Annotated in this window: 17 protein-coding genes; 4 read left to right on the forward strand and 13 right to left on the reverse strand. The window is 59.3% G+C overall.

The window, feature by feature from the left end:
• Positions 1–51 precede the first annotated feature (51 nt).
• From VZ068_RS02225 to VZ068_RS02235, 3 genes are all read left to right on the forward strand, one after another.
• Positions 52–489 (forward strand): helix-turn-helix domain-containing protein, encoded by a 438-nt coding sequence (locus VZ068_RS02225; protein WP_259159341.1) that lies wholly within the window; start codon positions 52–54, stop codon positions 487–489.
• Positions 490–962: 473 nt separating this feature from the next.
• A complete protein-coding gene (locus VZ068_RS02230; protein WP_349656770.1) occupies positions 963–1,460 on the forward strand; it encodes a hypothetical protein in 498 nt (165 codons plus the stop codon).
• Complete coding sequence (locus VZ068_RS02235; protein ID WP_349656771.1) at positions 1,457–3,556, forward strand: methyl-accepting chemotaxis protein; 2,100 nt, start codon at positions 1,457–1,459, stop codon at positions 3,554–3,556. Before VZ068_RS02230 ends, VZ068_RS02235 begins: the two co-directional genes overlap by 4 nt.
• Positions 3,557–3,765: 209 nt before the next feature.
• Here VZ068_RS02235 and VZ068_RS02240 read toward each other — a convergent pair whose 3' ends face one another.
• The 7 genes from VZ068_RS02240 to VZ068_RS02270 form a co-directional block, all read right to left on the reverse strand.
• A complete protein-coding gene (locus VZ068_RS02240) occupies positions 3,766–4,143 on the reverse strand; it encodes a DUF5329 domain-containing protein (protein WP_259159336.1) in 378 nt (125 codons plus the stop codon).
• A gap of 169 nt (positions 4,144–4,312) precedes the next feature.
• A complete protein-coding gene (locus VZ068_RS02245) occupies positions 4,313–4,495 on the reverse strand; it encodes a hypothetical protein (RefSeq protein WP_259168442.1) in 183 nt (60 codons plus the stop codon).
• A gap of 298 nt (positions 4,496–4,793) precedes the next feature.
• Complete coding sequence (locus VZ068_RS02250) at positions 4,794–5,603, reverse strand: hypothetical protein (RefSeq protein WP_349656772.1); 810 nt, start codon at positions 5,601–5,603, stop codon at positions 4,794–4,796.
• A gap of 124 nt (positions 5,604–5,727) precedes the next feature.
• Positions 5,728–6,159 (reverse strand): RDD family protein, encoded by a 432-nt coding sequence (locus VZ068_RS02255; RefSeq protein ID WP_349656773.1) that lies wholly within the window; start codon positions 6,157–6,159, stop codon positions 5,728–5,730.
• Between the two features lie 115 nt (positions 6,160–6,274).
• A complete protein-coding gene (locus VZ068_RS02260) occupies positions 6,275–6,640 on the reverse strand; it encodes a hypothetical protein (RefSeq protein WP_349656774.1) in 366 nt (121 codons plus the stop codon).
• Between the two features lie 90 nt (positions 6,641–6,730).
• Positions 6,731–6,946, reverse strand: coding sequence for a DUF4287 domain-containing protein (locus VZ068_RS02265; RefSeq protein WP_259168434.1), 216 nt, complete (start codon positions 6,944–6,946; stop codon positions 6,731–6,733).
• Between the two features lie 935 nt (positions 6,947–7,881).
• Positions 7,882–8,148, reverse strand: a complete 267-nt coding sequence (locus tag VZ068_RS02270; protein ID WP_349656775.1) for a hypothetical protein — start codon at positions 8,146–8,148, stop codon at positions 7,882–7,884.
• Between the two features lie 693 nt (positions 8,149–8,841).
• On the opposite strand from VZ068_RS02270, the gene VZ068_RS02275 reads away from it, so the two are divergent.
• Entirely contained in the window at positions 8,842–9,009 is a 168-nt protein-coding gene (locus VZ068_RS02275) for a hypothetical protein (protein ID WP_349656776.1), read from the forward strand.
• 717 nt (positions 9,010–9,726) lie between these two features.
• On the opposite strand, the gene VZ068_RS02280 is transcribed toward VZ068_RS02275, so the two are convergent.
• From VZ068_RS02280 to VZ068_RS02305, 6 genes are all read right to left on the reverse strand, one after another.
• Positions 9,727–10,137 carry a hypothetical protein gene (locus tag VZ068_RS02280; RefSeq protein ID WP_349656777.1) on the reverse strand — a complete coding sequence of 137 codons (411 nt, stop codon included), beginning with the start codon at positions 10,135–10,137 and terminating at the stop codon, positions 9,727–9,729.
• Positions 10,138–10,313: 176 nt separating this feature from the next.
• Positions 10,314–10,628 (reverse strand): hypothetical protein, encoded by a 315-nt coding sequence (locus VZ068_RS02285; protein ID WP_349656778.1) that lies wholly within the window; start codon positions 10,626–10,628, stop codon positions 10,314–10,316.
• A gap of 68 nt (positions 10,629–10,696) precedes the next feature.
• Entirely contained in the window at positions 10,697–11,236 is a 540-nt protein-coding gene (locus tag VZ068_RS02290; protein WP_349656779.1) for an HAD family hydrolase, read from the reverse strand.
• A 31-nt stretch (positions 11,237–11,267) separates the two neighbouring features.
• Positions 11,268–11,777 (reverse strand): hypothetical protein, encoded by a 510-nt coding sequence (locus VZ068_RS02295; protein ID WP_349656780.1) that lies wholly within the window; start codon positions 11,775–11,777, stop codon positions 11,268–11,270.
• Between the two features lie 770 nt (positions 11,778–12,547).
• The gene (locus tag VZ068_RS02300; protein WP_349656781.1) at positions 12,548–13,018 is read right to left on the reverse strand and encodes a hypothetical protein; all 471 of its coding nucleotides are present in this window, start codon (positions 13,016–13,018) and stop codon (positions 12,548–12,550) included.
• Positions 13,019–13,093: 75 nt separating this feature from the next.
• Positions 13,094–13,492, reverse strand: coding sequence for a DUF1801 domain-containing protein (locus VZ068_RS02305; RefSeq protein WP_349656782.1), 399 nt, complete (start codon positions 13,490–13,492; stop codon positions 13,094–13,096).
• Between the last annotated feature and the right edge of the window lie 111 nt (positions 13,493–13,603).

Below are 13,603 nucleotides of genomic sequence, written 5' to 3' on the forward strand. Positions count from 1 at the left end.
TCCTTCGCAAGGAGGCAGTTTTACTCCCCCTGGTTACTGTGAGATACCCCAGTGAATGCGATTGCCTTGTTCCCACCGCCGCCCTCCCTGGAAGGCCCCTTCGATGCCACCAAGTGCCCGGTGCGCGATGTGCTCGATCAGATCGGCGATAAGTGGACCTTGCTGATCCTGTTGACGCTGATCCCCGGCCCATCCCGCTTCAGTGCCATCCAGCGCGCCGTGCCGGACATCTCAAAGCGGATGCTGACCCAGACCCTGCGCAACCTCGAGCGCAACGGCATGATCACCCGCAAGGTCTACGCCACCAAGCCGCCCAGCGTGGAATACGCATTGTCCAAGCTCGGCGTCGCCCTGCTCGGCCCGGTCTCGCAACTGCTCAACTGGGCCGGCGAAAACCATGCCGGCATTCGCGCCGCCCGCGAACGCTTCGATCGTGCCCAGCAGCCGCATGTCGCGCTGGATGCCGAAGAGGCCATGGCACAGGCGTAAAGGCGACAGCTGCCGCTGCGCTGACGGTCGCGACGTTTGCGGCGTGGCTGCCGCTGGTCTTTGCCAGGCGCGGTGAATGCCGGCTGCCGCAGACTGTCTGGTGGCCGGATGCGCCCCGCGCTGCTAGAGCTCAGCTCCGGTGGCGTACGGCAGGGCGAGGGCAGCCGCCTGGTGGCATCTGCGGGAGCAACGGCGCATCAGGGATGACCGGCGCGCAGGACGACGGCGCTTCCCGCATGCAGCGTTTCAAACGGATGCGGGTAGCCGCGATTGTGTGAACGCGTGCTCACAAAATCCCGCGTCAGCTAAACGCCCGATCGCCTATAGATTGGTGCGCCGGACGGCAAACCCTTGCAGCGCAATGGCCACGCATCCGGCTATCGCAACCATCGCAAACTTCAATCGCAAGCTGGCTCAAGCGCAAACCGCCTTGTCCGATAAGGGCTCACCTTATCTCGCCGAGCCCATCTTCCATGCCCATCTTCGGCAGCCTGTCCTCCGCGTCGCGACGCACCCTGGGCGCTGCCCTGCTCGCGCTGTGGTGCGGTTGGATTGCCGTGGCCTGGACAACCCCGCGCGCGCAGGCCGGTGATCTGGGCAGCGCCTGGGCGCAGGTCCAGGCCAGCCTGCCGGTCGCGCAGCCGTCGCCGATGTTGATCGGCGTGGTGGGCGCCTGCGCCTGTACCGATCTCGCATCGGATCGCGCCTGGGTGGTGCTCAGCTCTGCGGTGCGCGCCCGCGGCGGCCAGGTGCGGCTGCTCGACCGCCCGGCACTGCATGGCAGCGGCTACGCGGTGTGGCTGCTCGGTGCCGATGGTCAACCGCGCTATGCCGGCCCCGCGGACGGTGGTGCGGTCTGCGGGACTGCCGGCGCGGCGGCATGGTCGCGCTGGTTGCCCAATGTATTGAGCCGCGCGGCAAGTGCTGCGGTGGCGTCCCCTTGTCCGTGTGCCGTGGAGTCGTTGTCATGATGGAACTGTCCGCATCGGCGCCGCCGACCTCCAACTACGCCACGCGTCTGGCCATCAAGGCCGACCGGTTGTTCCTGTGGCTGGCGGTGCTGCAGAGCGCAGGCTCGCTGGCATTGGCCTGGAGCCAGGGCCAATGGACCACCTTTCTGGCGGTCACGCTGCCCAGCCTGATGCTGATGGCCTGGCAAGTGCATGCAAACCCCGGCACGCGCCTGACGCGCATCACCAACGCGCTGGTGCTGATGGCCCTGGTTGCTGCCACCATCCAGCAGGCGCATGGCCTGGTGGAAATGCACTTCGGCGTGTTCGTGATCCTGGCGTTGTTGCTGTATTACCGCGACTGGTTACCGGTGGTGGTGGCTGCCGGCGCCATCGCCGTACACCATCTTGCGTTCTATTGGCTGCAAGCGCGCGGGATGCCGGTACAGGCCTTCACTGCCGGCAGCGGCTTCGGCATCGTGCTGTTGCATGCCGGCTACGTGATCGTGGAAACCGCCTTCGTCTGCGTGATGGCCATTCAACTGCGGCGCCAGGTCGATGCGTTGGATCACGAGGCCGACGCATTGGCGGAACTGGCCGACATGTTGGCGACCGGTGCGACCTTGCCGCCGGCCATCATGCAGCAGACCTTCCGCAGCGGATCGCTGGCGCAAGCGCTGGTGCGCATGAGCGTGCAGGTGGAAGAACGCATCGCCCAGCAACAACGCCTCTTGCTGGAAAACCGCCGCATCCGTCTGGCACTTGATGCCTCGGCGATGGCCGTGGCCATCGTCGACGGGCAGGGCACCGCCATCTATCGCAACCAATCGTTCCAGCACCTGAGCACGCACGTCGACACCGATGTGCTGGAGACCGCGCTGGCCGAGGCGGTGCAGCTGGGGCATGCCACCGGCACCAGCAGGACGCGCGCACTGGCCGCACTGCAGCTGCAGGAGAACATCACGCCTGTGCACGATCACGACGGCAGCTCGCTGGGCGTGGTGGTGGAGTGGCAGGACCGTACTCAGGATCTGGTGCTGGAAGAGCAGCTGGCGACGGTCATCGCACAGGCAACGCGCGGCGAATTGGGGGCGCGCCTGCACGGGCATGCCAATGGCGGCACGCTCGGTCAGCTGGCCGAAGGCGTCAACCGCTTTCTTGCCATCACCGACGATAGCCTGCAGGACATGCGGCAGATGCTGGCTGCGATGTCGCGCGGCGATCTGTCGCAACGCATCGACCGCCAGTGCGAAGGCGTGTTCGAGCAGATGAAGCGCGATGCCAACGCCACCGCCGATGAGCTGGCGCGCATCATTGCGCAGATCCGCAGCTCTAGTACCGCCATCAACCAGGCTGCCGGCCACATCCTCACCCGCAACGCTGCACTGGAGCAGCAGGTACAGCGCCAGTCGGCAACCCTGGGCCGCACCGCGGCCCAGATGCAGACGGTGCTCGCCACCATGCAGCAACATACCGCGCAGGCAGCGGATACGGACAAGCTCACCGCCGCTGCATCGGAGGCCGCGCGCAGCGGCGGCGACACCATGCAGCAGGCGATGGGCACCATGCAGCAGATGGAGCACGCATCGCGCCGCATCCAGGACATCATCTCGGTGATCGACGGTCTTGCGTTCCAGACCAATATCCTGGCCTTGAACGCCGCCGTGGAAGCCGCACGCGCCGGCGACGAAGGCCGTGGCTTTGCCGTGGTGGCCAGCGAAGTGCGCGCGCTGGCGCTACGCTCGTCCACCGCCGCCAGCCAGATCAAGACGCTGATCGGCGAGTCGGTCACGCACATGCAGGCAGGCGTGCAGCAAGTGCGCCATGCTGGCGACGGCATGCAGCACATCGTCGCCACTATCGGACAGGTCAGCAGCACGCTCAGCAAGATCGCCGTCGCCTCGCAACAGGAGGCCGGCAGCATCGCGCAGGTGCATCACACCCTCACCGAGGTGGACACCGACATGCGCGACGGCCTCACTCGGATGCAGGGCGCCAGCGCTGCCGCACGCGCGATGAACGACCACGCCGCGCAGCTGGAAGATGCGGTGAGTACGTTTGTGGCCGATGAACGCGATGCCGGCACTGACGCAGTGCAGAGGCTGCGTGTGGCCTGATCAAGGTTGGCGCATCGTCGGCGCGTGACCGCTCCATGGGCGATCTTGCCGGATCGTGGAAGTTGACGCCGGGTATTCACAGCCGATTGTGCAGCCACTGCTTTGGGTTGGCTGGGTGACAGAAACGGTCCAGTGCAATGGTCGGTGCTGCATCAGGCTGTGACGCAAGGCGGATGCGACCGCGCAGACATGGTGCCGACGTTTGCCGATTACTTGCGCAGCTCCCGGAGCTTGCCAGTAAACCAGGACTGGCTCGATACCGGCGCAGCGGTGCCGCAACGAACCTGATACGGCTTGCCCGACATGCTGCTCTTGGTGGCGGCAAGCTCGATGAACGACTCGGTGGAGGTCACCAGCCCCTTCTTCTGCAGGTAGTCGTACTTGCGTTGCAAGTGTTCGCTGGCTTTGGGCGCCGCGTACCAGGATCCATTGCGGGAGAATTCGCAGTTGGATTGCGCAAGGACCTTGAAAAGCTGGCCGACCTCACGCGTTGTAGCCGGCGAAACCCCTTGGGCAGATGCAGAGGCAGACGCACCGAGCATGAGGACAGCGAGCATGGGTAGGGCAAGAAAAGCGTTAGCGTTCATCGACCGGATGGTAGCGCATGACATCCGCTTTCCCGAAGTCTCCGGATCGATCGCTGCGCACGCGTACTCCGTGAGGTACTTCACCGCGGCATCAGGCGGTGTCAACGTCGGCCGCGGCGACAAACCACAGTCGGCCGCACGGCACGGCACGTATCACGCCATGCAGGCGTCAGATGGCACCACGCCGTCGCGCCAAGACAATGCCGAGCACGACGCCAAATGAGAGACCGATGGCGATGCCTTGAGGCAGGTTGCCCATCGCTGCGCCAAGAGCCGATCCCACGCCAGCACCGAGGGCAATGCTGGTACCGACCAACCTGGAATAGAGCTTGGTATTTGCTGGCTTCAACATGAGCATTCCTTCGTTGATGGTTGAACCGATCCATCTGGCGATAGCGCGTCACTGCGCAGGCGTTCACTGGCGCGCACCACGGTTTTGATTTTAATGTCTTGGGCTTGCGTTGCAACACCAGGCCTGCGTGTCGTGTCAGCGGTGGCGTGACACCACCACAGCAAAAAGGCCGATGTTTCAGCGGGCGAGGCATCGCTGGACGCCTGCTCAAGCGGGTTCAGCACCGTTAGGGAAGCGTTCCTCAGCGACCAAGGCCAGACCAGCGGCAACGTAATCATGGAGTCATCAGGAACGATGCTTAGACATCCGCAGGACCGTATCGCAACAGCATCGCACCGTCGAAGTAGTTCCCGTAATACTCGCTCGGCCGCAGCCCGGGGTTCGCTTCAAAATCGATGTAAGCCTTGGAACAATGCGGGCAGCGAAAGGGATTGAGGTAGGCGTAGCGGGACCCATCCGGTGCCAACGGCAGTGCATCTTCCAGCGCAGCAAGCGCTTCGGTATCAGGCTCGGACAGCGCTACAGGACTGCCGGGCAGATGGCTATCGACCGTGATGGTGTAGCCGCCGGACGCCGAGTAGAAGTATCCCGCGTTGCTGAAACCCGCGTGATAGGAGCGGATCAGGAACGAACGCTTGCAGTAGTCGCACTCGCAGGAAAGCACCACGTTGCCACCGGTGACCACTCCGCTGAAGTGCAGACCCCTTGCAAAAAGCCCCTTGCCTGCAAGTGCGGAACTGCTGACGCTGGCGCCCGGGAGAAAGAACGGCTGAAACCTGATTCCGGATGCCTGGCCATTGGCAAACGCGTCTGGATCCAGCTGCTCGCTCTGCGAAACGACGCAGTCCGCCTGGCACCCGAGGTTGGGGTGTACGCGAACCGAGAAGTGGAACCACCCGGTCGCAGCACCAAGTTCATGCCGATGCACCTCTCCCGCCGAGTCGGCAAACTCCAGGACGCTATCGGCCTTCAACCAAGCAGAAGGCTTGATCCCGCACGGGACGTCGCTCTGGGTAACACGACACAACTCCTGTCCATTTGCTCGAACGATCAGTAACGGAGCGGCTTTCTTCTTGAAGATGGAGAACATGCTTTCCTTGGCAGTCATGCCGGAACGACAGATTGGAGCGCTGGGCGCGAGCATGGCAGAGCAGGAACGCCTGCAGTGTCAAACCCTTCAGCCGACGTTGTGCCGGAGAGCGGCGGCGGTGTGAGATGCCAATGTGCAAGGCCTACCTGTGTGGTGATGCCGTTGCTTTTTTGATCACAACGGTACCGGCGATGTGGTCGTGCCAGCCCTGCTTCTTCGGATCCAAGCCAACCCAAAGATATCCGATGAAAAGGCCGATCATGCTGAGGAAGTACGCCAGGTAGCGCAGCACCGCCTTACCCACAGTGATTCTTTGCCCGGTACTGGCATCAACGATGACCGCTCCAATCGCCATCTTCCCTGGGGTCTGGCCTGTTGCGACCCATAACCAGATGCACAGGACCGCCGGGAGAATCCAGCTGATCGCCAGATCTGCCGGCCCGTGGATGAACTTGTCGCTCATCCAGTACGACCGTCCATAGACGAGTGTGAGCAGCGGAAAGGTGATCAAGCACACGATGACGGTATCGATGAGCGATGCGCCCAGACGAGGCCAGAATCCAACGTAGTCCATACCCGAACGCTCCATACTCTTCCTTGTTCCAAAGCTGATGTCTGCACCAAGCATGGGATCGCTTTCGCCAACGCTTGGCCCAGGCAGGTGCGCGCCAACGTACATCATCGCGCGATCAGAATACAAATTCCGACAAGGAGAAAGCTGCGATGGCCATTGCCTGCAATAGCATCCCTGGAAGGATCCCTTTTCCGATGGATCCCGATCGTAAGGACTGAAGGTTCTGCACAAATAAGGTTGCACAGCCAAAGATGACTCCGCAGGAGATCGCGGTTCTTGCAGCGGATGGGCCTAACCCACTGCTTAGAAAGAGGATGACGCCAACCGTGATCAATAACGCGCCGAGTCGATGCTCAACGATGTAGCCAGAACTTGCTTGGCGCACTGCCCACTTCTTCAACAAGACATCCGGTTTTGCGATCCAGGTAATCCCGATAAGCGTCGACAGAATCGATGAAATCAATGCAGTTATCTCAAACACGTGTGCGAGGTTCCGATTGTGCAAACAATGTCGTTGCGTCTCATGCTTGGGGTGAGCGGCTAGCGGAAAGGGTCTGGCTTGAATGAATGCTCAGGTTGCCGTCTGCGCCCGGTGATATGCCACCAGAGCGTTGGCATGACCATGACCGATCTGGTGCTCCTGCTTGAGATGCGCCACCTGTTCCATGTGCTTCATGTGGTGCACAGCGTCCAGCACCTTGAACCAGTGCGCCACCGGCTTGCCGTAGGTCTTCTCGATTGAAGGGAAGTAGGACGCCGGACCCTTGGTCTTCTCATCACTTGTCATGTTGCAAGTCTCCACTGATGAACATAGGTTACCTAACCTACCAACTGAGCCGGCCCGCGAAGCGACCCTGGCTTGGACGAATGGCTGAGCCTCGCCGGCGAGCGCCATCGACTGAGTCAGTAGCCAGCCATCAAAGCCGTAGTTCGATTCCACTTGAATGGGTTGTCAGGCCTTTACCCACATCGCCACTCCAGCAGTTTTCGGCCGCGAGGTCAGCACGGCTCCTTGTATCAGTAAGTCCCGGTTGTTGGTCAGCCATCTGCACAAGGTGTTTGGCGACTAAGCAGGTATCGACGCCCTGCCACAGCAGGGGGCAGACGTAATCGACGTAGCCGTCGTACTCATCGCGAGCTTGAGGAACACCTGCCACCCCAATGGGATCCCGGATGTAGTGCAGCACCTCACTAACAGTCTGACGCAACGCTTCGTGTTTTCGTCCAGGTTAATCGGTCATAGCCGTCTGAAGCATGAATTAAGCCAAGCAGCGGAGCTGCTTGGCTTGAATGAAGTGTTAGACCACATGCTGGTATCTCGCAGCTGCAGTCCCAATAATTGCCGCCAGCACAAGCATGACAATCCATCCGGATCTTTGATGAAATGGCACCGGATTGCAGCCAATCTGCGCTTCTGCGGCCGAAGTATTAACTATCCAGCCGTGGGAGCAAACCGGACAAATGAGCTGGTACTGCTTGGAGATAACCCATCCGAAGAGATGGTAGAAGTGTCCGTATTTGTACTTGAGACGTAACCCAAAATTCTGACTCTGCTCGCACCTCTGGCAGTGCTCATGCTCTACCAGGTCGAAGGTCAGCACTCGCTCGCCCCATCCCCAAAGAATCATTTGTCTCTCTCGAATTTTATCTGATGTCTACAATGGAATTACGTCAAGCCCAGAAGCGCGTTCGACTGAACAGCTAACCGGGCTCCGCCAACCATCAGAGCGCGAACCCCAGAACGACAGCAACTGCCCAAAACAGTATGCCGATCACAGCGGCGGTGTCCGCAGTCAGTTGGCGCGGATGCCCGGCACCCTGAGCGCGTAGCCGCTTCTTACCGCGCTTGGGAGGTGAGAGCGGCTCAACCTCGTAGTAACCGAAGGAAAGTGCAGGAATAAGGAGCCACCCGGTAGCGTAGCCGAAAGTGTAAAAAATGAGCTCGAACAAAAATCGAACAAAGATCTCTGCCGCAAATTCAAGAGGCATACGTTTGGCTGATACCTGAGTCAAGCTACGCCGCGAAGCGGCGTTGCCTGAGCGAATAATCGTGCGACCGTGCAGCAAGCCGTTGATGCATGGCCTTTGATCGACTGCGCGACCATCGTTAAAGCAAGCATGCCACAAGCGAATTCATCTGGCATGCCGATGGACGCTGACTGTATGGCCACCGAAGCAACGAACAGTACCGGTTGTGGGCCAGGCCCTGCATGCGAAGTGGCAACCAACAAATCTCAGCTGCCTATTCGTGGCCAGCGAGCTGATACGTTTCAGGAAAGCGCTGCCTGAATTTCGGTAGCTCGGTGTACTCAATCAGGCCAATAGCTTGCTGTCGCGACCGCGCTGTCTGACCGTCCATGCACGGCAGGAGCTGCTAGATGAAGCAGCTTGAGCGACGGCGGGTGATAACGCCAGAACAATGGCGATGATGCCTTTCATGATAGCTAGCACCTGAACTGAGCGAACCTGGGAGGCGCGTTTGACTTGAATGAATTGTCGCTAGTTCAACTAAACAAGATGGATCTTGTCTTCTGATAGTTTGTAGAAGCCCCATGGAAGAGCCAAGTAGCGCGTCCGAAAGTAGCTGACGTGCAAGTCCCGTGGAACAGCATAAGATGCAACTACCAGAAACGGAAAACTGACCTCCGAGTACACTGTTACCTCGTCGATTGGAATAGGCCCATGGAGATCGAAGCCGGAAATCCTATGCGTGAAAACATAGGCACGCATTTGCTGCTCGATATGCGGCTGAGCGGCTTTGGCCGAAATGTATCCGCTAATGATTACCAACAGGAGTATTACGAAAACCATCCAGCTGCTTTTCTTAAAGCGCGACATTCTGTCTCCTGAGTGCTAGCGCCCGAATAAAGTCGCGGCACGAAGCAGCATTGAATTGAATGAATTCTTAGCCCCAGCCACCAGATTGGTGGCTGATCCTGCCATTGTTGCAAACCCACACGACCAATTGAGCATCAAACGCTGGCTCGTCTGGTAGCCACATGACCGACCAGCAACTCTTCCCTGGATGGCCGGGTTCCTCATGCCAGGAGATGCTAGCAAGGTAACGCTCCGTATTTGGAATCTTATGTTCTGGGACATAGGCTTCCGCCAAGCGCAGTTCCCCGGGAAGCTCAGTGCTGGGCTTGGCCAAGGACGTCCCACTAGCGAGTAACAGTGTGCACAGCAGACAGGCGCGGTTGAGCATGGATAGAGGTCTCACGAGGATGTCTAATCTTGGCTTAACGCCTGAATCAAGCCGACCCACAAAGCGGGTTCGGCCTGAATGAATTGTTAGGCCGCGCGCCGCCGCCCCGTGATCGCACCGATGCCGCCGCCAACAAGCCCGTACATTGCGGCCAAGGCTACGACGAACGTTGCAGTGTAGAGCCAGACCGACAGGGTAAGAGTGCTTGCGGCAAGGCGGCCTGGACCAATGGCCCAAGAAACGGCCCTGCCAAGCGTTGCATCAGTTCGGCAAGCAGTCCATCCCGAATTACATCCATCCTGTCGTGCTTTCCGAACCCTTTGACGAACACTAGTTGCATGATATGCGCCCCAACGCCTGAATTAAGCCGACCCGAAAAGCGGCTTCGGCTTGAATGAATTGTTAGGCGCGAAGGCCCGTGCGCTCGACCACAGCAGCATGACCAAAGCGAACAGGTTGAGGCCAAGCTCTCCGCTGCTAAGCCAACCAAGCGAAACGTTGAGGTTGAATCCGAGAGTGAGCGACCATTGGAAGGTTGAAGTGAGCACGTGTACAAGTTGCACAAGAAAGAACGCAATGGCTACGTAGGCCGCCCAGCGGCGTCGCTTGAGCCAGCCGATGCCAGCAGCAATGCCAATTGCAGCAAGCGCCAGATTTGCGGCAAGGAATGCCGCAGGAAAGCCAATCTGGGAAGCAACCCAAAAAGTCCAGAGAATTCCGAGCGAGCCGTGAACCAGCATGATCCCGGCAATGATCTTGTCTTGCATGGCCATCAGTGAACGCTCCCCTCGCGCCTAACGCCTGAATTAAGCCGACCCGCGAAGCGGGTTCGGCTTGAATGAATTGTTAGGCCCCTAGCTGTGCAAGTTGAGCCTTGGCCCAGCTTACAGCGCTCTGGGTCGGTATCGACTCGCCGGCCTGAGGATCTGCAAGGGAGCTGTCCGAAACTTCACCCAGCACACTCGACGACGCCAGAGCGGAGATGAGCTCTAGAGGGCGAGAACCGATACAAAAACTGGATGGAGAAGTCGGTGCCAGGCGCCAACTCAAGCTCCAGGATGTCGGCCGGAGAGAGTGCCGACGCGTAATACTCGAAGCCCGAAATCTCGCCGTTGACTGGGCAAGGGAGGAAGCCCGAGAACGCGTCAACGTCAAAGTCAGCATCTAGCGCGACCGGAAATCCGGCCTCGACAATCGAGGAGTGCCGCGCCCCCGGTGATGGCATTCTTTCCCGCTGCAGATACACAACTAAGTCATACGACATGAACTCTCCTAGGGGCCTAACACCGGAGTTAAGCCGAATCCGCGAAGCGGGTTCGGCCTAAATGATCGTTAGGTCTCGTTAGCGGTCTTGCGCCAGGAGCGCTTTTCAATCTTTCGGACATTAGGTGCCTTCGCCAACGTAGGCAAGTACTCACCTAGGTGGAACAGCTCCCGGTCCGCCAGATCACCGAAGAAGGGCCTTACTCTGACGAGGTTCCCGTAGTGTTTGGCTAGTTTGGCGGGAGTGTCATCCACCATCAATATCTGTTCAAGCTGGTAACCCTTGCGCTTGACCTTGCCAAGATTCTTTGTCCACTCATAGTCGTGCTGCTCTGGATAGAAGCGCATCGTGCAGCGCTCTCGCGACCATACAAACTTGAGGTCGTTGCTGGGTGGGAAGATGGCTGCGACAACCGGGTCGGCGTAAAGACGGGTAGAAGATGTCCATACCGCCAGATCAAAATGTGAGCTCACCGTAGACAGGAACGAGTCCAGTCCAGGGCGCCTGTAAACGGCGTACGGCCCAACCTCAAAGTCGGGGTCGCGGTCCAGGCAAGCCTCGGTTGCATGGACGAGTGTCTCGTCGAGATCTAAAATTAGTAGTGTCATGCAATGCTGGGTGTGGGCCCTAACGCCTGAGTTAAGCCGCGCCGCGAAGCGGCGTCGGCTTGGACGAATTGTTAGGTTGGAGCTGAGGTGCCCGGGAACCGCGGAGGCGAAGCACCTCTTCCCTGTCCTGGAGCGGTCGCATAAAGACCCCGGGTTTGATGCCTTGAAAATCCGGTCCCTTCAGAAGGATCAACCGTTGCTCGGACTCTTGGGCGTGGCCAGCCTGGATTTGGCCAAGGCTGTAATGGAGGTGGGAAGCCAGTAGCACGTAGAGGACCGGCGGGACCTTCGAGGCATTTGTGGCAATAACCTCGTCGACAGCGATGCGCAGCCTGACCTGATTATTGAGTCCGGGGCCAGTTCGCGCCTCCGGATTGCGGACTTGCCTACCGGAGCCGCTAATCATGTCTACTCCCGTCACGCGGCCGACCAGCACGTGGTCCGCACTCGTTGCCATCTCTTCTAGCGTGGCTTCAAATGGAAATCCTGCCAGGGCAATAGCTGGTAGAAGAGCAAGAACGATTAGCAGGATGCAACGCATGTTTTTCTCCAACCTAACACCTGAGTTAAGCCGATCCGGGAAACGGCTTCGGATTGAATGAATTGTTAGGCCGCATCCTCTTGATACGTCCCGTCAGAGTGCTTTAGCCAGCCGGATCTGTAGATGCCGGTGTCAAGATCAAAGATGCTCTCAAATTCCTGAATCCAGTCTCCAGACTCGTCGAACAAGTAGCCACGAACTCGCTCCAAGCGCAAGTCTTGAACGCCAGCGTCGGAATCCCAGACATGCTCACCGTCCCAGTAGTCACTCAACGGCATTTGAGCCGAGTAGACACACTGCCCTTCGGGGCTGTATCCGATCAGAATGGCACAGTCTTTAAGTACTCGATGATGCATCGTACAGCCTAACGACTGAATTAAGCCGAGTTGCAAAGCAACTTCGGCTTGAATGAAATGTTAGGCAGTGAAGGGCCGCGAAGGTTGGATGGCCCAACCATGCCCTCCAGCACTGCCTCCTAAACCAAGTGTGCCACAGCTTGCGGGGTGGAGCTTGCCCAGCGATGCGGCGGCGCGTGATGCCACCGAAGCCAAATGTAACGAGCACAGCGCGGGTACGACGTGCCAAGGTGAAGAACTGAACTTATTGAAACCCACAACGGTGATGACCGCCGCCCGGAGCCTACTGCATGCACCACTGCGAACTCACCGAAGCAGCAACCACCAACGCATTTTTCTCCAACACTGCCAAACGCCTTAATTAAGCCGCGCCGCGAAGCGGCGTCAGCTTGAATGAATTGTAAGGCCACGCCCTCACCGCTTGCTGAGCATGCGGGCGAAGTAGCTCTTACCCCAGTACGCTGCGAGGCGACGCGTACTGAGAAAGAGTTCCTCTGTGGCCTCTGGGTTATCCCGCTCGATGTCGGACCAGACGGACCTCGACGCAACGAAGATCGAGTAGCTGTCTCCATCAAGCGGACGAAATTGCCGCGCCTCGTTCTCGGATTGTATCGCGTGATTGATGCTGAACAGAAGATTTTCTTGCATCGCTTTTGATGAAAGTGGAGCAGTAACTGGCGACTTGTCTCGCACAAGCAGCTCGCAACTTGAAGTGGTTACGGACCCTATGGTGAGGTATCCATCCGGGAGGAAGGCAGCGATGGCAGCAACAATATCGGCAGGCCCATCTCGCCAGTCAATAACGGCACAGTTCTCCGCGCCGCCGAACAGAGCAATGGCCTCTTCGTCGCCTTCTAGCACACGGTGGAGAAGTGGTTGGTTCATGCGTGCGCGGCCTAACGCCTGAGTTAAGCCGCGCCGCGAAGCGGTGTCGGCTTGGACCAATTGGTAGCCCGCGACCTAGGCCGGCACATGTTGCGCCCACTGGCGGACGATGTGCTGCACCTGGGCAACCCGCGTTGCAACCGAGCCGGGTCCCGGGAAACTGATACAAGCGCGGTCCGGCCCCAGCCATTGCAACAGACTTTCGGGATCCGCAATCGAGTTGCGTGCGATAGAGGTCTTCTTGACGCCGAGGTGCAGGACGAGCTGAAGCGGAACCTTGCCGTTCAGGCGCATGGTCGCGAAGTGCTCGCCGGTATAGAAGCTCGGGGCGTTCCACTTAATCTCTTCCCCGATGCCGTCGACTGACGCCAGGATCGCGAAGCGCAAAGTTTCGACGTCCTCCCGCAGCGGCGAAGCAAGGCCTGCGATGTAATCGGCGACGGAAGCTGCGGAAGGAGACTTGCGACTACCCATAGCGGCTCCTAAGCGGGCTAACACCTGAGTTAAGCCGACCCGCGAAGCGGGTCCGGCTTGAATGAATTGTTAGGCATCTGCCCGAGAGAACTGAGTTGCTCCTCCAGCCAT

The organism is Xanthomonas sp. 10-10 (assembly GCF_040182365.1).
Classification (GTDB): domain Bacteria; phylum Pseudomonadota; class Gammaproteobacteria; order Xanthomonadales; family Xanthomonadaceae; genus Xanthomonas; species Xanthomonas arboricola_F.